The 26,001-nt window shown below is 56.7% G+C and carries 21 protein-coding genes, 3 tRNA genes and 2 pseudogenes; 11 read left to right on the top strand and 15 right to left on the bottom strand.

What is annotated here, in order from left to right; all coding sequences use genetic code 11:
- The first annotated feature begins 9 nt into the window (after positions 1–9).
- The gene (locus BLP45_RS02240) at positions 10–498 is read left to right on the top strand and encodes a Slp family lipoprotein (protein WP_090369332.1); all 489 of its coding nucleotides are present in this window, start codon (positions 10–12) and stop codon (positions 496–498) included.
- A gap of 819 nt (positions 499–1,317) precedes the next feature.
- Here the strand turns inward: BLP45_RS02240 and BLP45_RS02235 are convergent.
- The 5 genes and pseudogenes from BLP45_RS02235 to gltX all read right to left on the bottom strand — a co-directional run bounded on the left by BLP45_RS02235 (position 1,318) and on the right by gltX (position 3,783).
- The gene (locus BLP45_RS02235) at positions 1,318–1,578 is read right to left on the bottom strand and encodes a hypothetical protein (RefSeq protein ID WP_143002372.1); all 261 of its coding nucleotides are present in this window, start codon (positions 1,576–1,578) and stop codon (positions 1,318–1,320) included.
- A 60-nt stretch (positions 1,579–1,638) separates the two neighbouring features.
- Positions 1,639–1,908, bottom strand: a pseudogene (locus tag BLP45_RS15055) (DUF6538 domain-containing protein); the annotation flags it as partial.
- 136 nt (positions 1,909–2,044) lie between these two features.
- Positions 2,045–2,120: transfer RNA gene (locus tag BLP45_RS02225), tRNA-Glu, on the bottom strand.
- 67 nt (positions 2,121–2,187) lie between these two features.
- A tRNA-Ala gene (locus tag BLP45_RS02220) sits at positions 2,188–2,263 on the bottom strand.
- Positions 2,264–2,382: 119 nt separating this feature from the next.
- A complete protein-coding gene (gene gltX / locus BLP45_RS02215; protein WP_090369327.1) occupies positions 2,383–3,783 on the bottom strand; it encodes a glutamate--tRNA ligase in 1,401 nt (466 codons plus the stop codon).
- 181 nt (positions 3,784–3,964) lie between these two features.
- Between gltX and BLP45_RS02210 the strand changes: the two genes are divergently transcribed.
- The 4 genes from BLP45_RS02210 (at position 3,965) to BLP45_RS02195 (ending at position 6,403) form a co-directional block, all read left to right on the top strand.
- Positions 3,965–4,039, top strand: a tRNA-Val gene (locus tag BLP45_RS02210).
- A 472-nt stretch (positions 4,040–4,511) separates the two neighbouring features.
- Entirely contained in the window at positions 4,512–4,874 is a 363-nt protein-coding gene (locus BLP45_RS02205; RefSeq protein WP_176754629.1) for a hypothetical protein, read from the top strand.
- 165 nt (positions 4,875–5,039) lie between these two features.
- The gene (locus BLP45_RS02200; RefSeq protein WP_090369434.1) at positions 5,040–5,810 is read left to right on the top strand and encodes an SDR family oxidoreductase; all 771 of its coding nucleotides are present in this window, start codon (positions 5,040–5,042) and stop codon (positions 5,808–5,810) included.
- A 356-nt stretch (positions 5,811–6,166) separates the two neighbouring features.
- Positions 6,167–6,403, top strand: coding sequence for a hypothetical protein (locus tag BLP45_RS02195; RefSeq protein WP_090369323.1), 237 nt, complete (start codon positions 6,167–6,169; stop codon positions 6,401–6,403).
- Positions 6,404–6,511: 108 nt separating this feature from the next.
- Here the strand turns inward: BLP45_RS02195 and BLP45_RS02190 are convergent, their stop codons facing one another.
- The 3 genes and pseudogenes from BLP45_RS02190 to BLP45_RS02180 form a co-directional block, all read right to left on the bottom strand.
- Positions 6,512–7,009, bottom strand: coding sequence for a VOC family protein (locus tag BLP45_RS02190; protein WP_090369321.1), 498 nt, complete (start codon positions 7,007–7,009; stop codon positions 6,512–6,514).
- 181 nt (positions 7,010–7,190) lie between these two features.
- Positions 7,191–7,366, bottom strand: a pseudogene (locus BLP45_RS02185) (transposase); the annotation flags it as partial.
- 48 nt (positions 7,367–7,414) lie between these two features.
- Entirely contained in the window at positions 7,415–9,970 is a 2,556-nt protein-coding gene (locus tag BLP45_RS02180) for a PEP/pyruvate-binding domain-containing protein (RefSeq protein ID WP_090369317.1), read from the bottom strand.
- Positions 9,971–10,385: 415 nt separating this feature from the next.
- Between BLP45_RS02180 and BLP45_RS02175 the strand changes: the two genes are divergently transcribed.
- The gene (locus BLP45_RS02175) at positions 10,386–11,264 is read left to right on the top strand and encodes a c-type cytochrome (protein WP_090369315.1); all 879 of its coding nucleotides are present in this window, start codon (positions 10,386–10,388) and stop codon (positions 11,262–11,264) included.
- A gap of 210 nt (positions 11,265–11,474) precedes the next feature.
- On the top strand, positions 11,475–12,284 hold the full coding sequence (locus tag BLP45_RS02170) for an ion transporter (RefSeq protein ID WP_090369313.1): 810 nt from the start codon (positions 11,475–11,477) through the stop codon (positions 12,282–12,284).
- A 125-nt stretch (positions 12,285–12,409) separates the two neighbouring features.
- Here BLP45_RS02170 and BLP45_RS02165 read toward each other — a convergent pair whose 3' ends face one another.
- The 3 genes from BLP45_RS02165 to BLP45_RS02155 form a co-directional block, all read right to left on the bottom strand.
- On the bottom strand, positions 12,410–14,374 hold the full coding sequence (locus BLP45_RS02165) for a S41 family peptidase (RefSeq protein WP_256327633.1): 1,965 nt from the start codon (positions 14,372–14,374) through the stop codon (positions 12,410–12,412).
- A 15-nt stretch (positions 14,375–14,389) separates the two neighbouring features.
- Complete coding sequence (locus BLP45_RS02160) at positions 14,390–15,955, bottom strand: amidohydrolase family protein (RefSeq protein WP_090369311.1); 1,566 nt, start codon at positions 15,953–15,955, stop codon at positions 14,390–14,392.
- Between the two features lie 412 nt (positions 15,956–16,367).
- Positions 16,368–17,189 (bottom strand): uracil-DNA glycosylase family protein, encoded by an 822-nt coding sequence (locus BLP45_RS02155; protein ID WP_090369309.1) that lies wholly within the window; start codon positions 17,187–17,189, stop codon positions 16,368–16,370.
- Between the two features lie 356 nt (positions 17,190–17,545).
- Here BLP45_RS02155 and BLP45_RS02150 point away from each other — a divergent pair, with 356 nt between their 5' ends.
- Positions 17,546–18,820 carry a PA0069 family radical SAM protein gene (locus tag BLP45_RS02150; protein ID WP_090369307.1) on the top strand — a complete coding sequence of 425 codons (1,275 nt, stop codon included), beginning with the start codon at positions 17,546–17,548 and terminating at the stop codon, positions 18,818–18,820.
- On the opposite strand, the gene dnaQ is transcribed toward BLP45_RS02150, so the two are convergent.
- The 3 genes from dnaQ to BLP45_RS02135 form a co-directional block, all read right to left on the bottom strand.
- Positions 18,817–19,647 carry a DNA polymerase III subunit epsilon gene (gene dnaQ, locus BLP45_RS02145; protein WP_090369305.1) on the bottom strand — a complete coding sequence of 277 codons (831 nt, stop codon included), beginning with the start codon at positions 19,645–19,647 and terminating at the stop codon, positions 18,817–18,819. The two genes, BLP45_RS02150 and dnaQ, sit on opposite strands and share 4 nt — an antisense overlap.
- An 84-nt stretch (positions 19,648–19,731) precedes the next feature.
- Positions 19,732–20,202, bottom strand: a complete 471-nt coding sequence (gene rnhA / locus BLP45_RS02140; RefSeq protein ID WP_090369304.1) for a ribonuclease HI — start codon at positions 20,200–20,202, stop codon at positions 19,732–19,734.
- Positions 20,203–20,204: 2 nt separating this feature from the next.
- Positions 20,205–20,993, bottom strand: a complete 789-nt coding sequence (locus BLP45_RS02135) for a class I SAM-dependent methyltransferase (protein ID WP_090369302.1) — start codon at positions 20,991–20,993, stop codon at positions 20,205–20,207.
- A 359-nt stretch (positions 20,994–21,352) separates the two neighbouring features.
- Here BLP45_RS02135 and gloB point away from each other — a divergent pair, with 359 nt between their 5' ends.
- From gloB to gnd, 3 genes are all read left to right on the top strand, one after another.
- Positions 21,353–22,138, top strand: coding sequence for a hydroxyacylglutathione hydrolase (gloB, locus tag BLP45_RS02130; protein WP_256327639.1), 786 nt, complete (start codon positions 21,353–21,355; stop codon positions 22,136–22,138).
- 566 nt (positions 22,139–22,704) lie between these two features.
- Entirely contained in the window at positions 22,705–23,829 is a 1,125-nt protein-coding gene (gene tal, locus BLP45_RS02125; RefSeq protein WP_090369298.1) for a transaldolase, read from the top strand.
- 148 nt (positions 23,830–23,977) lie between these two features.
- Positions 23,978–24,883 carry a phosphogluconate dehydrogenase (NAD(+)-dependent, decarboxylating) gene (gene gnd / locus BLP45_RS02120; RefSeq protein WP_090369296.1) on the top strand — a complete coding sequence of 302 codons (906 nt, stop codon included), beginning with the start codon at positions 23,978–23,980 and terminating at the stop codon, positions 24,881–24,883.
- A gap of 198 nt (positions 24,884–25,081) precedes the next feature.
- On the opposite strand, the gene BLP45_RS02115 is transcribed toward gnd, so the two are convergent.
- The gene (locus BLP45_RS02115) at positions 25,082–25,420 is read right to left on the bottom strand and encodes a hypothetical protein (RefSeq protein WP_256327632.1); all 339 of its coding nucleotides are present in this window, start codon (positions 25,418–25,420) and stop codon (positions 25,082–25,084) included.
- Positions 25,421–26,001 lie beyond the last annotated feature (581 nt).

Below are 26,001 nucleotides of genomic sequence, written 5' to 3'. Positions count from 1 at the left end.
AGGAAAGCCATGAAACGCTATTTGTCATTGATCTGCCTGCTATTGGGCGCTTGCTCCGGGTTGCCCGAGAGAGTCAAAGATGTGCCCGTGACAGACATTTCTTATACCCTGGCAAGCCGGAACCTGAACACTTACGAGGGAACGTCTGTTCGATGGGGCGGCGTCATTGTCGATGTAAAAAATGAAGAAAACTTCACTCTATTGCAGGTACTGTCCTATCCCCTCACCTTTTATCACCGTCCAGACCTGCGTGAGCGGAGCGAAGGGCGTTTTGTCATTAAAAGCCCTAAATTTCTTGATCCAGCCATTTATGTGGAAGGCAGGGAAATCACGGTTGCGGGAACAATCAAGGGCGATATCGAACGCACGATAGATGAGGATACGGTCCGGTTGCCTTTGCTTTTTTCCGAAACGATTTACTTATGGCCAGTCGCCGACGGCTACTATGGCAGTCCGTATCACTGGAGAAGGGGGTACCATATGCAGTATTGGTTTTGACGGGCATGCCTGGCGGGTCCGCCGGGCTTGAAGAGCGGGAGGGAAAAAGTGAACAGTGCCTTTGGCACCTACTGTCAGATTAAATCGCAACTGCTACATACTGTTTAACCGCCGCCCTCCAAAATAGAAGCCGAGTTTGACACAGATTTGGTAATCCACTTTCGGCGGGTTTTTGTTTTGTACCCCGCTCCAGCTAATTTCCCATCAGGAAAACTCCCAAAAAGCTGAATATGAGAGTCCAAATCAGTAATCTGATTGCAAGCATCCCGGGCCAATTCCCGCCTTCTGGCTGCTTTTTCTCTTCGTCTGTCATCTCTCAATCTCCTCAGGAGGTGAGTGTCGTACCCTCTTGAAGGTGTGACTTGCGGATCCTCACACAGTTCCTCCGCGTGGACGCTCCCCCTTCCCTACCCATACGCGGGCTACGGCATGCGGGCCACGCTCTTGAAAGCGTCGTTACTTAATCAGGGGATATCGGTAGCGCAGGTGGCGTTTGCCACTTCCAGGGTCGCATGCGCGATTCGACCTTCTCTTTTGCGGCTACTGCCAAGGGCAACCTCGCGCCGTCCTTCCAGCCCTTAATGCCCCAGCCGCCGCCGAAGCCAATAACCGCGGCGACGGCAATTCTATACCCAGGAACATTTAGTGCGCCACCGGGCCAATCAACGCTACGGCGAGCATCGTGGTGTATGCGAGAGCGAAAGCCAGAGCTAATACGAGCGCCCATAAAAAAGCCCACCGAAATTGGCAGGCCAGAAAAAGCAAAAACCCACCGGATAGGGTGGGTGGGGAATTGCAATGATCTCTTATCGAAATCGCTTATTCAAGGTCCGCTATATGAAGGGTTGGGCCACCCCAGTCTCTAGTAAGCCTTATCCCCTCTCGAGGGCATTTTTCCGAACTCAGCGCCTGTGCCAACCGATCCTGATCCTCCGGATCATAACGAGCGCACATATCTGCGAGCATTACCCGTAGCTTCGACGGATCAAGAGTGGCCCGCACGTCCTCGGCGCCACGGTCTTCATGAAACGATAGGATATAAACCTTCAATGCCTTCAGTGTCACCTTTAGCACGTTCATATCTTGAGCCAGCATCTGCAATATTTAGCGATTCAGACCACTTTCGATAATCCCTATCCGTTAAGCCCTCCATGCGGATTTCCTCTCCTCTTCCAATCGTTCCGCTATCCATAACGCATATATGTGCTCAATGTCCTCGTCCGATAACTGAGCATCCGAGTGGGTGATTGGATGAGCACGATGTCGTTGGAACTCTTGATCGAGCTTTACGGATTTAGCACGAGCTAGCCTGTCCGCTTCTTTCCGGTCCTTAGCTTCAAGGCTGAAAATCACCTGTCTTGAAGGGTAAAGGCTTAGGAGGTCTTTAGGGACGCCCTCATGGAAACAGTATGTTCCGTTGCGTTAAATACATAAATTTGTGAAGGCAAGTCCATGCTCCCAAGTGTAACAGTTAAGCGATACGCTTGAAAATTGAACCTATTGATTTGCCTGAATATATTTTCTTATCAAGCAGTTGAGTCTGAACTGGCGTCCCCAGGGGGATTCGAACCCCCGTACTCACCGTGAAAGGGTGATGTCCTAGGCCTCTAGACGATGGGGACTAAAGGACTTTTTTGAAACGGATTTACAGCTATTTGCGGCTTCATTGCAACGACTATTGCCGGAATCTGGTGGAGGTAAGCGGGATCGAACCGCTGACCTCTTGCATGCCATGCAAGCGCTCTCCCAGCTGAGCTATACCCCCGGCATACCCCGACAAAAAGAAGGCGAATTATACTGAGCCCCCCTGCTCCAGTCAACGTAAAGCGGTCGCGGCGGCCTTTGAAGGTCAACAAGGACCAACAAAGTTAACGATGAACCGGGTCAGGCGGGAAAACCGGCAAGCCGGTCATTCATGCGCTTGATCGTTTCTTCCCTGCCGAGCAACTCCAGCACCGCGTTTATCGCCGGCGTCTGTGCTTCGCCTGTCACCATCACCCGCAGCGGCATCGCCACTTTAGGCAGCTTCATGCCGTGAGCCTTAGCGGCGGTTTTAATGGCGTCATGGATGGCGTGACTCTCCCATTCGATAACGGCGAACCGTTCCACCAGATTGACCAGCACGGGTTTCGCCTCGGCATTGAAATACTGCCCCTTAAGCTCTTCGGAAGGTTCCAGCGTACGAAAAAAATATACCGCAGCATCAGCCAGCTCCGCCACTGTGTTAACCCGCTCCTTCAGGAGATTCACTACCGCCGGCAGATCCGGCAGACTTGGCCCGGCCGTCGTATTGCAGCCATCCGCTTCAAGAAAAGGTGCTGCCAGTTCCGCCAGTCGCGCGTTATCTGCGGTCTTGAGATACTGCTGGTTGATCCATTGCAGCTTCTCCGGGTTGAACTTCGCTGGCGAACAGTTAATAGAAGCCAAGTCAAACCACTCGACCAGCTGTTCACGACTGAATATTTCGTCGTCGCCATGCGACCAGCCAAGCCGCGCCAGGTAATTCACCAGCGCCTCGGGCAGATAGCCATCATCACGGTACTGCACCACGGAAACCGCGCCATGGCGCTTGGAAAGCCGCTCGCCATCCGCCCCAAGAATCATCGGCACATGGCCGTATTGCGGCAATGGAGCGCCGAGCGCCTTGAGGATATTGATTTGGCGCGGCGTGTTGTTGACGTGATCGTCACCCCGGATCACGTGGGTGATGTTCATATCCAGATCATCGATCACCACGCCGAAGTTGTAAGTTGGAACCCCATCGGCGCGCAGCAGCACCAGGTCGTCGAGTTCGCTGTTGGCGACGGTAATCTCGCCCTTGACCAGGTCATTGAACGTGACCGCTCCCTCCAGAGGATTCTTCAGGCGCACCACAGGTTTCACCCCGGTAGGCGGCGTTTGTTTGGAATCACGCCAGCGCCCGTCGTATCGTGGCTTCAGTCCCGCCGCGCGCTGCTGTTCGCGCATGGTATCCAGCTCGTCCCTGCTGGCGTAGCAATAATATGCGCGGCCCGCGCGCAACAACTGCTCCGCCGCCTCGTGATAACGCGCCAGCCGCTGCATCTGGTAAAACGGCCCCTCGTCATAATCCAGCCCCAGCCAGGCCATGCCGTCGAGTATCGCCTGCGTGGATTGTGCGGTGGAACGTTCAAGGTCAGTGTCCTCGATTCGCAGAATGAATTTGCCGCCATGCCTGCGGGCATAAGCCCAGGAAAACAGCGCGGTGCGTGCCCCGCCAATGTGGAGATAACCGGTGGGGCTGGGAGCAAAACGGGTGCGGATCATGAGCGATGCCGATGTTGGCGATTGCGAAAGCGTGCTATTTTACGCGAGCCAACGGGATAATGCTGAGTCATTGGCGACTTAACATTGCTATGTGCTTTCTAAGGATGCCCGCGCGTTGACCGAAAGCGCGGATTCATGCTCTAATTGCGCCTCCCCGAGCGTTACCCTCAACCAGCTCAGCGGGCGGTTAACTCAGCGGTAGAGTGCCACCTTCACACGGTGGAAGCCACTGGTTCGATCCCAGTACCGCCCACCATGCTTACAATGCCTAAACCCCGCATCGCGCCCAGTTTTTCCTTGGATTGGAGGTAGTCCTGTAGCAGAGATTAACAACTCTGAAATTTGATACTGCCTCCAGAGCCAGAAGCATGTTCGAACACCTTCGGTTTTCGGAAAATATCTCTTTGCGCTTGTATGCTCATGGACGGCTTCTGGAAAATAGTTTAATTTATCAAAATTGCTGCCGAGGTCATTAGATTTATATTGGTCCATTCTAGATCCAAAAACCGGGCGTCATAAGACACTTAAATCCTGTGACTATTTGCCGAAGATTTGATGCATACCGATAGCGTATATTTCTATACAAATTCGAACTTAACAAGGAGATACGTATGCTGCGCAATATCTTGCTCTTAGTCGTTATCTTTCTAACTTCTGTCGGCTCTGTAACTGCCTTTGCTCAGAAAAAGAGTTCAGCCCAAAAGGAGCGTTCGATACAGAAGGAGCGTTTGATACTGTGGAAATCGATCGAATGCGACGTTGCATGGAACGCCGGTTCCTGCACGGCAACAAAAGATCTCGACGCGCCGCCAGGTTGGCAGGCATGCAAGGTAGTGTACAACCTCGCGCATGAAGGAGGGTTTGCGACCAGCAAGAAATTCACGCCGGACAACTGGTACACAAATGATCCTGAGTCGCCTGACCGATATCGTCGCTATAAGGTTTACATCTCAGCAAGTGGAAGCGACTCCATCTTCAATCAGGTAGGGGCACGAATACGCTTGGAAAATGTCGGAATCGACATTATTCCCGCTACCGCTGATAATGCCGCCCGTTATGCTGCCGGCTGCGACATGCCCGATCACGATTAATGTCTGCCTAATTTAACGGCTTGCGTTTGAAACCGATTGTGCTCGCATTTCCACCCATTTTCGGGCTCAGAATAACTGCAACTCACAGAGCACGCTAGCTTACATTATCCGCAAATGGGGTTGCATTCGCTGTGGAAATACTATCACGTATCCGATGAGGCCGAAATGGATACGACTGGAAAAAGAGATTTCGCCGGAAAGGTCGCGTTCGTGACTGGTGCAGCGAACGGCATCGGCCGCGCGGCGGCGCTGGCATTTGCCCGCGAGGGCGCAAGCGTGGTCGTGGCCGACGTTTCCGAACAGAACAATCAAGACACAGCGCGCATGATCCAGGAACTCGGCGGGCATGCACTCGCCGTTACGTGCGACGTGAGGCGGAACGAGGACATACAGCGGGCGCTGAACGCAACCATCGAAACCTTCGGACGACTGGACTTCGCGTTCAACAATGCCGGTATCGAATACACCATCAAGCCCGCGGCGGACATCACCGAGGAGGAATGGGACCGAATCATCGATATCGACCTGCGTGGCGTGTTTCTGTGCATGAAGCACGAAATTCGGCTGATGCTCGAGCAAGGGGGTGGCGCAATCGTCAACACCTCTTCGGGCGCCGGGATTAGAGGTTTCAAAGGGGGCGCCGCCTACGTCGCTGCGAAGCACGGCGTGGTTGGTTTGACCAAGGCGGCGGCTCTCGACTACGCGCAGTCGAACATCCGTATCAACGCCGTGTGCCCGGGGATCATCGACACGCCGATGATGGATCGCTTCAGTGGGGCGACCCCTGAGGGGCGGCAGGCGGTAATTGCGCAGGAACCAGTCGGGAGAATGGGAAGGCCTGAGGAGATTGCCGCGACGGTTGTATGGTTGTGTTCGGATGCAGCCAGCTTCGTCGTCGGGAGCGCTATCGTTGTCGACGGTGGCCAGACAGTATAGCGACGGTCGAGCCAGAGGGCCTGCGCGGCGAAGCTGCAAGGCGCTGTTGTGCCCATGAGCATGTCGACCGCTGCCCGGCAGCACTACGCCGCGTGCTCAGCGTCTTCCGCCCGGATCACGTTTGTCGCCTCGGCCTGCTCGCCGGTGTTTGTCTTTGCAGCGGCGGCGCCCCGATTCCCGCTCTTCAACGTCTACTGGGTCGAGTAGCCCAAAGGAATCCCATCTTCAGCTCTCGCAACGGTAGATAAATGGCTGTTTGGATTATCAGCGCATGTCGCCATGTCTTGTGACCGGCAAGGAATCCTTACACACTTCCGTACCTCTGGATTGAATCGTATGGGTATAGTTTGGATACTATGAATACTCCTCACACTCGCGAAATCCCGAGAATCGCAGCCGCATCCCGGACGCTTGGCGCCTTGGCGGTGGGTGCAGTCGCCATCGGCGCATTGGCTATCGGTGCGATAGCCGTCGGCAAGCTGGCAATCCGGCGCGCCCGGATCAGACGGCTGGAGATTGACGAGCTTGTTGTTCGGCGCTTGCGCGTGACGCAAAACCTTCAGGTCCCGCCAATATCCAGTCCCGAAAACTAGAAATCGGCGTGCTGGGGACCAAAGTCACCCTGCCATGCAATTTCAGGAAATTACAGGGACCGATGGCACGAGCGATAACATTACCGTCTTCCTGACTCGTATCAAATGCTATCCGGCAAACGCCCGCTTTAGCCCGGCAATGTCGATTTTCTTCATTTGAAGCATTGCGCTCATGGCCCTTTGAGATTTCTCGGAATCGGGGTTATCAACCATCTCAGGCAAGACCGTTGGAACTACTTGCCATGAAACGCCATACTTGTCCTTCAGCCAGCCGCACTGCTGCGCCTTTTCATCTCCGCCCTCGGATAATTTCTCCCAGTAATAGTCCACTTCTTCCTGGGTCTCGCAATTGATCTGCAACGAGATGGCCTCGTTGAATTTGAACGTCGGGCCGCCGTTGAGCGCGGTAAATGACTGGCCATCAAGTTCAAACGCCACGACCATTATCGATCCCGCCGGTTTTCCATGGACCTCACGTCCCGCTTCTCCGTAACGCGCGATGCTCGTGATCTTTGAATTCTTAAAGACCGCGGTATAAAACTTGGCTGCCTCTTCGGCTTGGTCATCGAACCACAAACACGGGGTGATCTTTTGAACAATTTGCATGATGTTTTCTCCGAGTAGAATCTGATAATGGATAGGGGATGAATATCATCATCCTGATAGCGATCTGAGCCGTGCCCGGACGCAATACCAAAAGTGGAAAATTACTGCCCCACAAGCCTGCCAGGACAAGCCTTTTTCCTTGCCTGGCTGTGCCAGTTCCGCGTGTTGCTCAACGGAGAGCGGGACGAATTTCGTTATAGTACTGCCACACGTCAATCTTGCATCTGGCGTCCTCTGAAGACAAGAACCAGTGTGCGTTGAAACACTTTGCTTGCTCCCACCCATTGAAGCTTTCCACGTTGGTGTTGTCGGCGGTTTGCCCGGATGACTGAAGTCCAGTTTGATGCCGCGCTCATAACCCATTTGTTATCCAGGTTTGCGAGTGCGTCGCGAAGCGACAATCCGCTACTCAAGCAGCGCCACCACACCGCTCATGCCGTCAACCTCCACCACGTCCCCATCCTTGATTCTCGCCAGTATCCCCGGCACGTTAACTACCGCCGGAATAGCAAATTCACGGGCAACGATCGCGCCGTGCGACATATAACCCCCGGTCTCTACAACCAATCCGCCCGCCCTGAGGAAAAGCGGTGTCCAGCCGGGATCGGTGGAGGGGGCGATGAGAATATCGCCTGGCTGCAACTTGTATCCATCGGACGGGTGGCGCAAAAGACACGCTTTGCCCGTGGCGCGGCCTGTACCGGTTGGGATACCTTGATAGCGTCGCGAATTATCCATTGGCGCAACCATATCGAGCGCGTGCCAGTCCACTGTTGAATGCTGGGAGGCCTCAACCAGGACATCCGGTGGTATTTCCCTCGACCATTGCTCGAATAGCCTGTTCCGGTCGGCCACGCGCGCTCTTACGCCAGCCGCCGGAATGTCGCCGTCAAGCGCACGCAATATTTCAGAGAGCATGAGCTGAAAGATATCCGTTTCCTGGGCCAGCGCTCCCCGTGCGACGAGGTAGCGCCCGGCTGCCAGCAAAATCCGGCGCCCTGGTTCCACGTGGGCAATCAGTGCGCTGCGTGCGGCTTCGCGCTGGTTGCATTCCAGGTGCGCCGCTTTTGCCAATCGCCGGATAAATACGTGTTTCCAGAACGGGGCGCCAGCCTTGATGCGCGCCAGCGCATCAGCCACCGCCGCCTGTTGGCGAGCCCGCAAAGCCGCTTCATCGACCTCGGCCAGTTGGGCCAATGTTGACAGCAAGTATTCCGGCGCCTCCCGCCACCGGGGATTCCGGAAATAGCTTTCGTACAATCCACGGTGGCCGTAATGATCGAGAAACGCATCGAACGCATGCTGGAATTTTGGATTTTCCGGATACTGACCGCAACCGGACCCGCCATCGCTTTCCCCCTGGACGCTTTCTTGCAACAAGCGCCCCAGCGCCATCAAATCATAACTTTGACGGGCCGTAATGCTCGGTTCACCGCCGGCGAGCAAGGCCGTGGCCAGCGCATACCCTTCACCCGGAAAACATTTGTTCAACTGCTCAACGAGCATTGCCAGGCTTCCACCGCCAGACCCCTGCAAGAAAAATAAATCGACCGCACCCCGTACCACATGAAACTGGCGAAGAATTTCCGTGCGCAGTCCTGATGCGTCCTCGGGGAGCGTTTGTTTCCGCCACTCGCTTGCCTCGGTCATCGCCTGCGTAATGGCACGCATGCCCCGGCGGCGGCGGGCTGGGGCCCGCAGCATATAACGCACCGCTCTTTGCAAACGCGCAAGGTGGCCGACAAAGCTGGTTGGAGGCACCGCGATTTCCGGCTGGCGGCCGCCGATGAGCGCATTCGTTGCGCTGGGAATCATGCCAAAAGCATCAAAAACCTCCCACTGCAATAAAGAAAGCTCGAGATAAAGCCGGCCGTGGAAGAGTGCGACGCGTTGCGCCCCTGGCAGCAGGGGATAGCCAGCCAGGAGGTAGCTCTGCACGAGTAGTGCATTAACCATCTTGCGTGCACTGCTCCAGTCGATGGGCGACATCGGCTCGGGCACTACCTCGCAGGTATTACCGCGCGTCCAGTAGGTAGCCTGGGTTTGCAATGCGCTATAGGTGTAATGGGGCCTTGCGGTAACCGGCCGAGCCTGAGTCACCCAAAACCAGTTGCCGTCCCACACCCATTCCAGATCATGAAAGGAATGGGTGAAATCCAACGCCACAGCCGCGTCGTGCAGCAATTCCGCGAGTTGCGATGCTTGATCGGAAGAAAGCACGAATGCTCCGGCTTGCGCCGCCGGTGTAGGCACCATGTCTGTTCCGCCGCCCGGCCGGACGACCGCTTTGGCTGTTTTGCTGCCCAACTGCTGGTGAAGCAGTGTCCAGTGATCATCGAGCGGATCTTCGGCAAAAATGTATTCATCGCCATTTGCCTTCCCACCGACCAGCGATTCGCCAAAGCCCCATTGTGCGTGAATGACCAGCCGGTCATCACGGCCGCTGATGGGGTCGCAGGTAAAAGCGATGCCGGAGGCGACGGCGGGCAGCAAGGGCATGACGATCACTGCCATGGCTGGAACCGTATCGCCCGCCGTACCGCCTTCCGCCAGTCCCAGCTTTTGACGATAAGCGATAGCAGCCGGGGACCACAACGAGGCCCAGACCTCGCGAAGCGCCGACTGTACCTGTTCGATGCCGCGCACGTTCAGGCAGGAGCGGTAAATGCCGGCAAAGGAGGCCTTGGCCGAATCCTCCCCGGCGGCCGAAGAGCGTATAGCCAGTGGCCTATTCAACCAATCATGAGCGGCCAGGGCCTCCTGCAGCGCGCCTGACAATTCAGGGGAAAGCACCGCCGCCCCGTCTTGCAGGGCACACCACCCAGCGGGAATCACCAGGCCATCCGGCACCGGCAGGCCAAATTGCTTTAGCCGCGCCAATTGCCAGGCTTTGCCTCCTACCGTCGCCCTATCAGCGGCCAGAACGCTTTGCCAGTCGAGGATTGCCAATTGCGTTGTCATCCCGTGACCTCTCTTTCCGCGCAGGCCAATCCTTTGTGACAACCCTTCATCGGCTTCGTTACCCATAAAATGGCACGCAATATGAGAAACCGCGGAATACGATATCGATAGCAACCCTCGGTTGTTGCGCTACTTCAATCTAGCGCTTTCGACGCGGTTTAACCGGCGATTCAATACGTGGACGCGGATCAGACCGCCAGGACGAGGAAGATTTTTCATATCCATTGTTTTTGTTCGTCTTTGTTTTAATGATAGTGGATTAAACCGGAATTGCTTGCGGTATTTGCCGTGATGGTACTTAAATCAAGTTCTGGCCTCGGGTGAAAGCAAGACAACTAGGGATGGTTCAGAAACGATATGCGTGACGCAGGGTATACTTTCACCGTCATATTGCCGGAAGAAGGAGAAATCCGTCGTGGGTATTTCCCTCCCAAGAACTCTACAATATCTATTGGTCATGTTCAGCGGCATTCTCGCCGGTGCTTTCCCGCTCGCGCCCGCATTTGCCCAAAATGATATCAACATAGAATTCAGAGGCGCGGGCGAAAGCATCAAGGTTCTCTCCCTGGACGAACTTCGCGCTATCACGCCGGCGGTCTCCCTGAAAGTTTTCGAAATACACGAAAACGTGGAACGTACCTATCGGGCTTTTCCGGCTCGCCCTGTACTTGATTACGTGTTCGGTAAAGATTGGAAAAAGGTGCGGGAGATCGTATTCACTTCCATCGACGGGTACCGGCCGAGCATCCCCGTCGCCAAGTTCCTCGCGCACGACGCCTACCTCGCCTTCGCGTATGAAGATGGCACGCCGTTTACGCTGACCAACACGCTCCAGAACAACGAAACCGTGCAGCTGGGGCCGCTCTACCTGGTCTGGGACAACATCGATTCAAAAGCGCTGCTAGCGGCCGGTGCATCGGACATGTCTTATCAGATCAAGCGCGTCGCGCTTGAATCCACGTCCGACCTTTCAAACATGTCGCCTCCGTCAGGCTCCTCGGCAGAGGCGCAAAGCGGATTTATGCATTTCCGCAAACACTGCATGGCATGCCATACGATCAACGGCGAAGGCGGGGGCAAAGCGCCGGAACTCAATTATCCGGCAAGCGTAGTGGAATACATCAAGCCCGAATACCTGAAGCGCTGGATCGAGAATCCCATAAGCATCCGGTACAACACCACAATGCCGGGACTTGCAAAAGAGATCCCCAACCGGCGGAAGATCACGGAAGAGCTGATCGCCTATCTCAAGGCGATCAGCTCGAGCAAGCGAGCGCCCCCCGAAACCAACTGAAGATAGCCCTGAGCGATTGGAATTGGGCCCCCATAACAAAAACCGCCAGAACCGCCAAAACCGACTTCCCTCGAATGACGTTCCCCAGCCGGTCGACTTCTATCCTCCTGCGAGATGCGTCATGATAGCCAGTGTAGTGAGTCAGGCTTTTCATTCGAAAGCATGCCTGACGCTTCCAAACACCATTCCACTATTTAGAGGATATGACTTATGGACGAACAGTTGCTCCCCTCGCGGGAAGATATCGCAAACCAACGCCAGGTGCTCCTCCGGCAACTCCAAGACTGGCTGGAGATGCCCATGCTGGTGCTGGCTTTCATTTGGCTCGCATTGCTGGTGGTCGAGATAGTATGGGGGTTGAGTCCTTTGCTGGAATCGACGGGCTACGTTATCTGGATAGTATTTATTCTTGATTTCGGCCTGGAATTATGGCTGGCTCCGCGCAAACTGGAATATCTTAGACAGAATTGGCTCAGCGGCATTTCGCTCCTGGCTCCCGCGCTGCGCGTTTTTAGGATCGTTAACCTCCTGCGCTTGACGCGCCTGTCGAGGATAGGCGGCCTGACGCGGGGCTTGCGCCTCCTGCGGGTGCTGAGCAGTGTCAACCGCGGCATGCACGCCCTTGGCGCGAGCATGAGCCGCCGGGGTTTCGGCTACGTCGTATTGTTGACGCTGATCGTCACCCTGGCTGGCGCGGCGGGGATGTACGGCTTCGAAAACAGCAATGCCGGGGGCCGCAGCCTGACCAGCTACAGCGACGCTCTGTGGTGGACCGCCATGATCATGACAACAATGGGCTCGGAGTATTGGCCGCAGACGGCTGAGGGCAGGGTGCTGGGCTTCTTCCTGGCGCTGTATAGTTTCGCGGTGTTCGGTTACGTGACCGCGACGCTGGCGACTTTCTTCATTGGCCGCGATGCGGAAAACGAAGAGGCCGAGTTGGCGGGAGCAGCATCGATCGCCGCGCTTCAGGCGGAGATTGCGGCGCTGCGCGATGACATCCGGGGGCTGAGAGGATGACCGACGTTCCCTTCCCCGTGCTGGCGGGTGCCGCTCCCGAATATCCTCACTTGCCGTAAGTAAAGCGCGCCTGTTTGGCGCGAAGCACGGCAGCGCCGTGCCGCGTTCTTCTTTTATCGACTACATCAGCCTCCGGCGCCACGCAATAACACCCTCCTCCGCTGGCGGATTTCTCCACGCCGGCGGCCGACGAATTCAATCATCTGCGCGTCCGGCCGCGGCAGTTGCTGAATTCCATCGCTGATCCTGCGCACGGCTTCAAGCGGCCGGCCATCGGCGTACGTCTCCAGTTCATCCAGGCCGGTTGTGGTCACGGTCACCGTGCTATCGCCGACATCAACTTTCATCGTGGTGCGCGAAATACCCGCAAGAAGTCCGCTGCAAAACCTGATCAGGTCCTGGTTTTCGTGGAGCAGATCGTCGAGGGTCATCTCGTACGGGATTCCCGGAATGCCCAAATCCTCTATCGGCAGACCATCGGCAGCGCCGCTGCGGAGTGCACGGCGAATCGCAATTGTATAGCCGGCGTCAGCGGGCAGTTCCCCAAGTGCAAAAGGCGTATCCACCAGGGCTTCGCGAAGATCGTAGTGCGTCCAGACGTTGGCCCCGCCCGCGCCGCTTGCCTCCCCCACGCATACCAGCGTGCCTATCTCGTTGTCGACAAAACCAGCGGCGAATAGATCCCCCGCCGAATAGGTATTGGGGTCGGTCACGCACACGACCGGCCCGCTATATCGCTGACCGGTATCGTTGCACCAGGCCGGGTCGGTCAACGGCAATGGTTGCGAATAAGGCTCGCCGGTGGCAATCGCAGCCTCAAGAGACGGCAACCAGGCTTCGAACTCCATCCGGTTGAAGGGGCTGCGGGCCATGGCGCGGGTCAGTGGAGTAGCGAGCAAGCTGAACCGTGCAGGGGTGATCGCATTCGGCGTGAACAGTTGCAGCAACCGTTCCGCCGCCCAGATCAATCCCCCCGGGTTGCCGCGCAGATCGAGGATCAAGCCGGTGTCCGGCAAAAGATCCAGCAGCCGGATCACCTCGGCGATAAAAGCATCATCGTCATCGACGTCGAAGCTCCAGATGCGCAGGTACGCCAGATCGCCCGCAGTATGGGTTTTGACCGTTCGGGCGGCGAGCGTGTCCTGAAACCGGGTCTCGATCCACCCTTTCTCGCGCGCAACAGCTGCGGCGCCACTGCGCTCGGCCTGCCACACGTTGCCTGAAAACATCAATTTCTTCCCGCGCCGCACCGCTTCCGCCGCCGGGTTCGCGGCGATGTAGCGCGAGGCACGCGATCCGGGACGCTGGCTGGTCTCCGCCTTGGCGGGACAGACGACACGCCAGGGAATGCGAACTTCCCGCAATGCGCTTCCGGGCGAGGTTCGGTAGCCGATATCCACCATCATCTCGTCGGGGGGCGGCCCGCACTCAAGCGCCCGGAACGTGAGGGACTCCAGTGCCCTGGCACGGCGCGCGTCGGGACGCCCGCCCGTTTCCCGGTCCGAGTACAAATCCACCGCCCGGGCAAAAGGGATGCTATTCCAGCTCTCAAGCACAACTCCCGCCACAAATTTAGTATCGCGTATCAGCGCCGGCGCCGACACTTTCGAAACGACGAAAGTGGGATTGCCATGTGGGCCATACTGCTCGACCAGGAACGGCAGGGTTGCCACCGCTCCTTGCCCCGCCCTTGGTCCGGTGTAGCGGGTATGCGCATCGCGCAGGCCCGCGACAATCGAAGTCAGCGCCAAGTGAAATTCCCCCTCTGACAATCCCGCCACGCGGCTGCGCAACAGCTGCAACGCCTGCACCGGATCAAGCGCATAGGCGGCCCGCTTCTGGATGAGATGGCAATATGCGCCGCCGATAACGGTCATCAGGGCATCGATGATTTGCAAACGCTCGCCGCCATCCAGCACGTATGCGTGCTCGGCTAGGGCGGCAGCCGCGCCTTTGGCCGCAGTTTTCGCGCCGGCCTGTTTCGTCCGCCGCCCCGGTTGCGGCACGCGCAGCAGGAATTCGCTGAGAAGCTGCCCGGTCTGGGCTTCCAGGAGCTTGGCGCTGGCGCCCCTGGCGGTCATATCGGCCATCGGTAACGAGAATTTCTATGCATAAAAATCCGCCAATCCGTCAAGCAGCCCGCCGTGGAACCCCCGTCCGGGAATCGAGGAAAAAAAAGCGCGCTCGTGCATGAGTGGCTGGATCGGCGGGACAACAATCGTTCCCAGATTTTTTGGCAGGCCGCCCACCGGCACCCGGCCGGTAGGCATGTCCAGAGCCAAGCGCAGCGGTGGCGCGCCGCCGGCGCGAACCGCCGCAAATGCGCGGCGGCGTGAATTCTCGATTGCCGTCTTTGGGTCGTCCCGGACTTCTTCGAGCCGCTTGAGAATATCTTTAAAGGACCAGGGCTGCCTGGCGGCATCGAACCTGGTGAGGGCGAGCCGGCATGGCTGTCCACCAAGGCTGATCTCGCTGGTTCGCGTCGCGCCGGCCTGCTCCATGAGTTCTTTGGTCCCGTACAGCGGCCGCCCGTCCACCACCACCAGCCGCACGTCGGCTTCGGTAGCATGGAGAATTGTCTTGAAGGGGTCACCTCTGGCCCCGCCTTTTGCACCGGCCGCGATCACGGCGACATCCCCCAGCGCGCCGGGTTGCAGGCGGCCGGCTTGGCGCTGCCACGCCCGGGCAAGTACATCGCCCGGATTGGCGGTAATCATTTTAACGAGATCGAGGGGCGCAAGTCCCCATCCCTTCGCTTCACTCACCAGGGAAGCAACCTTCAGTTCGCCGAGCACGTTTCGCGTTCCGGACGGCCCCCAGTCGGAGCCCACGCACAGCGTGATCCCACGCGCCAGCGCCGCTGGGACATCGGTCGTTGTGCCGTACAGCCACAGGTTCGAAAAAGGCGACCAGACAATCGCGCCCGGTTCCTGCCACGTACCATAGGCTGCGGGATCGACGGCATTGGTGTGAATTGCGACCAGCTCGCGCTGCAAGCATCCGGCGGTACGGGTCGCGAGATACTCCCGCTGAGCGATCGAGCCCGGACGGCCCTCGGCACAATGGTAAATGAACGTCGCACCCTGGCGCATGCGGGTTGCCCGCTCGCCGAGCTGCTCCGATTTGAGCGTGAGTGTCGACGCCAGTATCTGGTGGCGTCCGACCTCACCCCGCAAGGTTTCATCCTCTATATTGCGCACCAGCCAGCCATCAAGCGGACGATTGCTGGGCGGCGAGCCCTGGATGCTGGTGGTGCCGCCAATCAGCGCACGGATCTCGGCATAAGCCAGCAGTTCCGCCGGCGCCGCCTCGATAAATGCGTACGCGGGCCACGTTATGCTTTCGGGATAGGTCGGGCGCGTGGGCCAGGTATTGTGATGGAGGAATGGCTCAGTGCGGCCGGGCTCGACCCAGAGGGGAAGCGTCGCATAGGCGAGATGGCTATGCAAATCGATAAATCCGGGAACGACAAGATCGTTGCCGGCATCAACCACCGGTGCGGTTTCGAACCCGGCAGGATCTTGCCTGGAACCCCTTGTACCTTTCGTCACGGCGGCAATGCGCCCGTCATCGCCAATCCATACCTTGCCCTGGAAACTCGCAGTCTCGCTGCGCGCCACTTTCGTGTCACGGCTTAGCGGAACAATTCGACCGGCAAGGACCAGGCTCATAGGCCAACCAATATACGCTCTATACGTTTTTCGTGGATACTCTGTTCACTGTCAACAATATTTTTGATTTTTTTCTTTATGCAGGCACATTCCCTACACCTACTTCCCCCCTTTACCCTGTCATTCCCGCGAAAGCGGGAATCATGGGTTTCGGTTGCCCGAATTCACCCACTGCAGGATGCCGGCCTGTTCCCGTCAGCGGCTAGATTCCTGCTTTCGCGGGAATGACGAAGCTTTGTAGGATGGTGTGGGGCAAAGCGCAACCCATCGCAAAAACGCTGCGTTGATGCTGCCGGCGACCAGCAATGAATATTGCGCGCTTGATGGGTTACGCTATGCTTTACCCATCCTACATAATCCTCGAACCGGGAATGATTCATGGATATACAAGAATGAAATATATGCTAACGCGTTAATCTGGAAGCACGCCCTTGGGCACACGCACGACGATGGTTCTGCGTTTCTCCAGTAACGTTTCGCCTTTTCGGTCCGCCCAGCCTTCCTCGGTGCGCATCCATGCCGGCAGGCCTGGCGGCAAATCATCCGGAAGGATGTCCGGCAGATCGCCGGGGACAAAAGCTGTTCCATACAATTCAAGCGCACCTGCCACATCCGGCTGCTGAATGACGGGTTTGAGCGCTCGCAGTCCATCGTTCCAGTTCTCAAGCAGTTTCGTCACCGCTGCCTGCCGCTCCGCATTGGTGCGGGCGGAACTTTCCGGCCAGGTCGGGTGCGTCAGGTGACGGAATGGCAATGGAGCATGCCCCGCAGCGGCGGAAGATGCTAGCCAATCCTGCCACGCCGTATTGGCGAGTCCGCCGAAGGCCACTACCGCTTCGATGGAGCCGCGCTTCAGAATCGCCGCAATCCAGCGGTTGCGGTAGGCCGCAATCGCAGCGTTTGCAATATGCCTGTTCCCGCCGCCCTGGCCATACACGCTGTAGAGGAACGTGTTGATGAAAACGTAGCTTCGCGTAATACTCAGGCGCTTCAGGAGACCTTGGGCGCGTTTGCCCGCCGTGCCGACGAGAACTCGCCGTGCGATGGCCTCGTGCTGCGCGGGGTCCTGGCCAATGATGAGAACACGGGCGCTTCCATCCAACCGCCCACGATGAAAAACCGGCCCCCATTCCACCCGAAAGTCAGCGCTGGGATACACGTCTTCCGCCGGGTACTCGGCGACCAGCCTGGCGAACGGCTGCTTGTAATAACCGCGATCAAACGCAATAGCCATGAATTGCCTCGAAGTTAACCCGCAACGCCGTATTGCTGCGCCCGGAATACATATTGCTGTGCTCTTAATACTTCCATCAGCGGCACGGTAGCATTTTAACGAACAGACCTTGCAGGCCTCATTGCATGCGGCAGTTCTCGCCAAAAATTTACGCTCACCATATTAATGTGTCAACACGATACTCTCGCGGCACTGGCTCCTCGACTCACGAATACTGATAAGTGAGCGAAGCGGCCCCGGCAATTCCGTTCCCAGCATCGCCGTGATACCCTTACCTTGCGATGCTCCATTGTTTCACTTGAGCTCCCTTCGGCATTCTGAGACCTTCTCTCTACAACAGCATATGCGAACACATCATGTCTGAAGATAATTCCGATATAGAGCGGGAAGCGCGGCCGCCATTTGTGCAGCCGCCTCTGAAAGCGCAAAAAGGGCGGGGCGCGGTGTCAAATCTGCAAGGCCGCTATGAAGTGCTGGCACGAGAGGATATCGACGATGGCTGGTCGCACAATAGCGGAGAAGCAGATACCGAGGCGGATGCCAATGCGGATGAAAATATGGAAGCGGATAATGCCCCCGCCTTGAAAACGCAGGTAATCGAAGAGCGCGCCAAATCCATTTTAAGCCGCAATCAATCTCCCGATGTGCCGTTCAGCGTGTCGCTCAATCCCTATCGTGGCTGCGAGCACGGCTGTATCTATTGCTTCGCCCGCCCCACTCACAGTTATCTTGGCCTGTCGCCGGGGCTGGATTTCGAGAGCAAAATCTTTGCCAAGGTGAATGCGCCGGAATTACTGCGGCATGAACTGGCGAAAAAATCCCATGTGCCGGAGCCGATTGCGCTCGGCGTCAACACCGATGCCTACCAGCCGTGCGAGCGCGGATTGCGGTTGACGCGCCGCGTGCTGGAAGTGCTGCATGCGTGCGAGCACCCGGTGGTACTGATTACCAAGTCTTCCCTGATCGAGCGCGACATCGATCTGCTGGCGGAGATGGCGTCCAAGCGGCAGACCGCGGTTGCCGTAACGCTCACCACGCTCGACCACACAGTAGCACGCACCTTGGAGCCGCGCGCAGCAGCCCCGGCGCGCCGCTTGCGCACGATCCGCACTTTGACTGACGCCGGCATTCCGGTCGGAGTCAGCATAGCGCCGGTGATTCCTTTCGTTACCGAGCCCGATCTGGAGCGGGTGATGGCGGCAGCGGCGGAAGCCGGGGCCATCAATGCGAGCTATGTGGTGCTGCGCCTGCCCTGGGAAGTGAGCCCGCTGTTCCGGCAGTGGCTGGAAGCGCACTTCCCTGATCGGGCACAGCGCGTCATGAACCGGGTGCGAGATATGCGCGGCGGCAAGGACTATGACGCTACCTTCGGCAAGCGCATGCATGGCGAAGGGGTATGGGCCGATATGATCCGCCAGCGCTTTGAAAAAGCAGTCGCGCGTCTCGGCATGGAAGTGCGCTCGGGCCGCTTCAGGGCGCTGGATACGTCGCGTTTCCGTCCGCCTTCAGTTGCCCCGAGGATAACGCCTTCAGCGATAACACCGGCGGCAATATCGACGTCTGCCCCTACGGGGAGGCGAAAAAAAACCGGCAAGGTAGGGAATCCGGACGGACAGTTCGAGCTGTTTTAGCGGCCTGCGCTCGCGCTTGTCGGCCCGCCCAACGCTTCACCGGGCTGCCGTACCGGCTCATCAATTGTGATCTTGGCGTTCTCCACGAACTCCACGATCACGGCGCCGTCCATAACCGCCTCTGCCATTGTTTCCGCTTCCAGCCGCTTCCATAAGCACTTGCCCTTGCTTTCGCGTTCGATCATTTCCAGCTGCTGCGTGTGGGCTGCAAGTTCATCATCGCTGGCAGGCAATACGACCAGTTGCAAGTCACCCAGGCTGGCCACCGTATCCAGCGCGGGCCAGGCTTCCAGTTCAATCAGGAGGCTGTCCTGGCCCCGCGTCATGGCGAGATAGACTTCCGCCAGCAGTTCCGCGTCCAGTAACGCGCCGTGCAAGGTACGCCTGGAGTTATCCACCTCATAACGTTCACACAGGGTGTCCAGATTATTCCTTTTGCCGGGATGCAAATCCTTGGCCATTTTTAAGGTATCGGTGACCGAGTGGCAATATTCGCTCAATGGCTGCAACTCGGCCAATCCCAACTCATGATCGAGAAACGCCACGTCAAAAGCGGCGTTGTGCATGATGAGCTCCGCCCCCTCAACAAAGTCCAGTAATTCAGTCACGACGTCGCGGAATTTCGGCTTATCCTGGAGAAATTCCGTGGTCAACCCGTGAACCTGCAACGCGCCATCCTCGCTCTCCCGCTCCGGATTCAGATAGCGATGAAAGCGGCGGCCCGTCAGCCTTCGGCTCAGCATTTCCACCGCTGCAATTTCAATAATGCGATGGCCGAGCCTGGGTTCCAGACCCGTAGTTTCTGTGTCAATAAAAATCTGGCGCATGGATTGATATCCTATTCGTTTCACAACATGCTTCTGTCGCTAAAGCGATCCAATTTCGCCTATGTTCTTCTAATTTCTCGCTTTCTATCCCTTCGCCAGCACGGAAGCCTCCAACACGGATTGCACGCCGCGATTTGCCAACTTATCTGCCTGTTCGTTGCCGTCGTGGCCGGAATGACCGCGCACCCAGAACCATTCTATCCGGTGGCGTTGTGTCAACAGATCGAGTTCCTTCCATAGATCATCATTTTTTACGGGTTTCTTACCGGCGGTGCGCCAATCGCGTTTTTTCCAGGAATGAATCCATTCGCTGATGCCCTTTTGCACATATTGGGAGTCGGTGTGCAGCCGCACGTCGCATGGCTTTGTCAGTGCTTCCAGCGCGCGGATCACCGCAAGCAGCTCCATGCGGTTATTGGTCGTCAGTTTCTCGCCGCCCCACAATTCCCGCGTATGCCCGTTGTATTGCAGCAGCGCGCCCCAGCCGCCAATGCCCGGATTACCCTTGCATGCTCCATCGGTAAATATTTCCACAGGCCCACGCTTTGCTTTCACCTTTACTTTCGGCCCTGCGCTACGGTTTTCACGGTGGTCTCGCTGCGCGCTGCCTGCCGCTGTTCTTTCCCCGACGCGTTGCCGCCGAGCTTTTGCGCAACCGGCGCCATGCCTTTCCTGGCTGCGCGCACCTTTTTCCATTCGGGCTTGATGACACGCATTCCATGCACGCGCTTGACAGCCGTCAGGAAATAGATGCCGCCGGAAAACGGCCACCACCGATCACCGGCAGCTTCCATGAAGTTAAACCGCTTCAGCCATTTTTCCTGACTGAATGGGGGCGCGTAGCAGCATAACTGGTCTTTGGTAATTTCGAAGTCCAGCAACGTCAGCCAATCCTTGAGCCGCGGCAGCGAAATGAAATTACCTCGCCAGGGAAATTTGTCCTCCGTCGAACCGAAAAATCCCCGCACGCCCCAAAGGCTGCGGGGATTAAAGCCGCAGACAATGACGTGGCCCTCGGGCATCAGCACCCGCTGCACCTCGCGCAGAATCTGATGTGGATTGGTACTGAATTCGAGGACGTGAGGCAGCAGCACCAGGTCGATACTGTTCGTTTCAATCGGCAGAAAGTCAGGGGCCGCTCGCACCGCCGCCCCTTCCTCGATTGCCGCGCAAAACTGCAACGGCATGCGATTGGCACGCAAAAAATCATATTGGGGAAACCCGACCTGCATGGCATTGTAGCCGAACACATCGCCCACGGCTTGATCGAAATGGCTTTGCTCCCGCTCCAGCAAATACTGGCCCAGGCAAGTATCAAACCATTCCGGCTTATTTTTTGTTGGCATGTATCACGTCAAAACGACAAAAAGGACTCAATTATCCTAAATCCGGCATTTGGACAGGGTGGAGTGTGCGGTTTTTGGAGTACAGGACAAGGCGCAACGACGCGGAATGGCCATTCCATTCCAAGGAGTTGCAACGCAGCCATGTGCCGCAAAAACCGTGCAATCCGCCCTGTAGCGAACTCACCTTATTTGTGAACGTCAAGTGACATAAAAAATCTTTGTGAATCACTACAACTAAATTAAAAAACGAGCGGTCAACTGACGGATTTAGGATTATGGACTAATATGAATACTTATTTGTTCCTCCAGCCCACCTCATCACCTTCCTCACTACAACATATTCGGCAACTGCCATGACTATTCCGCATATCGTTGCGATTCGCGCTTTCACCGACAATTACATCTGGATGATCCGTGATCACTATCACGCCGCCGTGATCGATCCAGGCGAAGCCTCGCCCGTGCTGGACTACCTGCAACAGGAAGAACTGAAACTCGTCGCCATTCTCAACACCCATCACCACAATGACCACGTAGGAGGCAACGCCGCGCTGCTGCGGGAATTTACAGTACCGGTTTACGGCCCCGCAAGCGAATCCATTCCCACCGTCACGCGCCCTCTGAAGGAATGCCCCGACCATGAGAACGAGGAGGGCAACGCCTATCTCCCGGACTTCTCGCTTACCCTCAGGGCGCTGGATATTCCAGGGCATACCGCCGGGCATATTGCGTATTATGGCGCAAACCTGCTGTTTTGTGGTGATACCCTGTTTGCTTGCGGCTGCGGACGGCTATTCGAGGGCACCGCCCAACAAATGGTTGATTCGCTGCGGAAACTGGCGGATTTGCCCAAGGAAACCGAGGTTTATTGCGGTCACGAATACACGCTGAACAATATCCGCTTTGCCAGGGTGGTCGAGCCCGGCAACCAGGCATTGATCGAACGCGAAATAGCCGTCGAAGCATTGCGCAAACAGAATATTCCCACCCTGCCCTCAACAATCGGGATGGAAAAAGCCATCAATCCGTTCCTGCGTTGCGATCAGCCCGAAATCATCCGGAATGCCGGCGTTTATACGGGCAAGCCATTATCCGATCCTGTCAGCGTGTTTGCGGCGCTTCGGGACTGGAAAAATCATTTTTAGCACGCTCCCGCTATTTCAAGATTTCGCCATCATTCCTTCCGAAATACCTGCTTCCCCTTTACCCTGTCATTCCCGCGAAAGCGGGAATCCAGACGCTGGCTGGAACAGCCGTCATTCTGCAGTAGGTGAATTCGGGCGACCGAGAATCCGTAGATTCCCGCTTTCGCGGGAATGACGAAACTTTGTAGATGGGTGAAGCGAAGCGCAACCCATCAATCAATCGGCTTCCGCACCCCTCCGCGGTCGCTTGTCCCGCCGTGCTCCCCCCATTTCCGTGGTTGGCATGTCTTTTTTATATGGTTTCGATGGATTATGCCCTTGCTCCATCATTTCGGCATAAGCCCTAAACCGCGAATGCGTATAAAGCCCTTATCAAACAATGTGAATGATCGCGCGCTTGCATTGTCATAAGAGTGTGCTTTACTTCGTTAAGCGCGGCAGCGCACCGCCAGGTGCGAATGCAGTCACTCAATCCGGCCACTCGTTGCGTCACGGCGTAAAGGCGGAAATGCCTTTTTCCGCCTGGATTGTTTATCCATAACGACAAACATGGGAGATTAAACTACATGAATCCATTACAACAGGTCCTGCGGTGCGGCCAATCCATCTGGCTGGATTCGATCAGCCGCGATCTCATCAATAGCGGAGAATTGCAACGGCTGGTAAACGAAGACAAGTTGCGCGGCGTGACCAGCAATCCAACCATTTTCGAACAAGCAATCGCTCACGGCAATAGCTACGACAATGCGCTGCGCCAAGTGCTGCGAGCCGACGAGCGGCAAACCGACAAGGCCCTGTTCGAAGCACTGGCGGTCGCCGATATTCGCATGGCTACCGACGTCCTGCGGCCCGTCTACGACGAAACAGACGGTGGCGATGGCTACGTCAGCCTCGAAGTCTCCCCACATCTTGCCTACGATACGGCCGGTACTATCGCCGAAGCGAAGCGGCTATGGGATGCGGTGCAGCGCCCCAACCTGATGATAAAAATACCCGCCACCCCGCCCGGTATTCCCGCAATTACGCAGTCGATCGCCGCAGGCATCAATATCAACGTGACCTTGATGTTTTCGCTCCAGCACTATGCGGACGTGGCGCAGGCTTATATTGGCGGGCTGCGGGCCATAGCGGAGTCACGAGGCAAAGGAACCCGGTGGCCGGTTTCGGTGGCGTCATTTTTTGTCAGCCGCATCGATGGAGTGGTCGATCCCCTGCTGGAAAAAATCAGTTCGCCCGCAGCGCTCGGCCTGCGCGGCAAGATCGCAATCGCCAACGCCAAACTGGCTTACCAGCGCTTTCGGGAAACATTCTACGGCGAGCCGTTTGCAGCGTTGCGCAGCAAAGGCGCACGCATACAGCGCCCACTGTGGGGCAGCACCGGCACCAAGAATCCCGCTTATTCAGACGTGCTCTACGTGGAGCAATTGATCGGGCCTGATACCATCAATACCTTGCCGCCAAAAACCCTCGCCGCATTTCGCGATCACGGCCACGTCCATGAAACACTGACTGAAAATATTGCGCAAGCGGAAGCGGATATCGCGCGGCTGCAGGAACTCGGCATCGATCTGGATGCCATCACCCGAAAACTACAGGATGACGGCGTGGCTGCTTTCGCGGCATCTTACGACAAACTGCTTGCCGCACTGAAACCCAAGCGGCAGGAGATCCTCGCCAACCACGTCGCTTGAGCGTTGCGTAGCGTTATATAGGATGGGTGAAGCAAAGCAAACAACCGCCCCGCCGCCTGCGATATGCAACAAAGCAAAGCGCAGTCATCCATCAAAACCGGGGCATCGCTGCCTCAGGTGCGCTTTTTAACAACATGGGAGGAAATAAATGGAACTCGGAATGATCGGCCTCGGACGCATGGGCGGCAACATGGCACAACGGCTGATACGCGGTGGCCATCGCGTCGCCGGCTTCGTCCGCAACGCGGCAGCGCTCCAGGAAGCAGAAGAAAAAGGCATCGCGCCTGTGACAACCCTGGAAGCGCTAACCAATGAACTGAAAGCACCGCGCGTGATCTGGCTGATGATCCCCGCGGGCGCCGCCGTGGATGAAACGATCGCGGCCCTATTACCATTGCTCTCGGCGGATGACATCATCATCGACGGCGGCAATTCGAATTACAAGGATACCCAACGCCGCGCGCAAATGCTGAAAGCGAACCGGATTCACTATGTCGATACAGGCACAAGCGGCGGCGTATGGGGGCTTGAAAACGGCTATAGCATCATGGTGGGCGGCGACGAACAGGTGGTCGAAAAGCTGCACCCTATTTTCGAAACCCTCGCGCCCGCGCCGGACAAGGGATGGGGGCGCGTCGGCCCGAGTGGCGCCGGCCATTTCACCAAAATGATCCACAATGGCATTGAGTACGGCATGATGCAGGCTTATGGCGAGGGGTTTGCGATCCTGCGCCACAAGAAGGAATTCGACCTGGATTTGCACCAGGTCGCCGAGATCTGGCGCGACGGCAGCGTGGTGCAGTCATGGCTGCTCGATTTGACCGCTGCCGCATTGGCGGAAAATCCCGGCCTTGAAGGGATCGCTCCTTACGTGCCCGATTCCGGCGAGGGACGCTGGACGGTCGCCGAGGCAATCGACCTCGACGTTGCCGCACCGGTCATTACCCTGGCGCTATTGCAACGGTTGCAGTCGCGGGATTCCGAAGCATTCTCGAATAAGCTGCTGTCGGCGTTGCGCAACCAGTTCGGCGGCCACGCAATGAAGAAGGTATAACCACATAAACCGGAAAAGCGGACCAGCAGATCCGCTTTTCGGGTAACCCACCTACTTAAAGGAAATCGGCTGCAAAAGCCTCGGCTCGTTCCTATTTCGCCGCTTTCTCGGCCAATCGAATGACCATTAGCCCTTAAACGTCAAGACCTACTCTCACACCATCACTTTTTAGCTTCGATTCTTCAAGTTCGACAGGTGCTACGGATTAACCACCTGTGCCCTGAATTCAGCGGCCTGCTGAGAGACGAATTTTTCCGCCTGGTTTTTAGGTTTTCCCGTTTTCGAAAAGTTTTCACCGGTTTTGTATCCATTCTTCCAGGCGGCGTTGCATATGGGGTCGCCAAAAATATTCCGCTTTTGTGCGATATTTTTCGCTAATTCGCTCAAAAACTTGTCGCCCGATCCGGAAAAGTAACCGCCTACGGTGCACAAAGGATAGTCCTTCTCAGCGGCCGCGCCTGAACTGGGAAACGCAATACCTAACGCCAGTGAAAAGAATACGGGTAAAGCCGCAAAGCTATTTTTCGTTCCCATCATGATACGTCCTTTCGCATTTTGGTTAACGAGAATCAACATGCCCAATGATCGTATCCTACCGGGGGAAAAATACTTTGTCAACTTATTTATGTTTAAAGTGTATTAAGTGTGAATTGCAACGGCGCCGGGCCGGTTGTAGGGCGTCAATAAGCGAAGCGCATCGCGCCATATAAAAACCCCACCTCCTTTGAAATATGCCGGTTAAAAGGTATCGCAACCCCCCTGTAAGATGTTACAGCTATCCAGGAACAGCTCTCCGTTATCTAATGGTTGATCAGAGCAGGCGGATTTAGGTCTGGCGACGGGGCGGGCGAAGCATCTACCAGGCCTGCCATCAGCCAGATCCGCTTGAGCACGGCTTACCACAGCCATACCTTTACGGGTAAGGCCTGCAAAGCCTTTACATCTTCGTAAATAAAGAATATGAGCCACCGCAGACCCAAACAATACGTACTCGCGCCAGCCGCATTGGCCCAAATCCAAAGCACAGTAGCGAATAATGCTCCGTTTGGCGCAGCGACGGGAGCAAATATCGTTCGTCCTGGAGCTTTCGGCGCAGTGCGGCGCGTGCCGCCGGAGAG

Origin of the sequence: Nitrosospira sp. Nl5 (genome assembly GCF_900102495.1) — a bacterium.
Taxonomy (GTDB): domain Bacteria; phylum Pseudomonadota; class Gammaproteobacteria; order Burkholderiales; family Nitrosomonadaceae; genus Nitrosospira.
The sequence above is the reverse complement of the archived record's forward strand: the minus strand, read 5'-3'. Positions and strand labels throughout refer to the sequence as shown.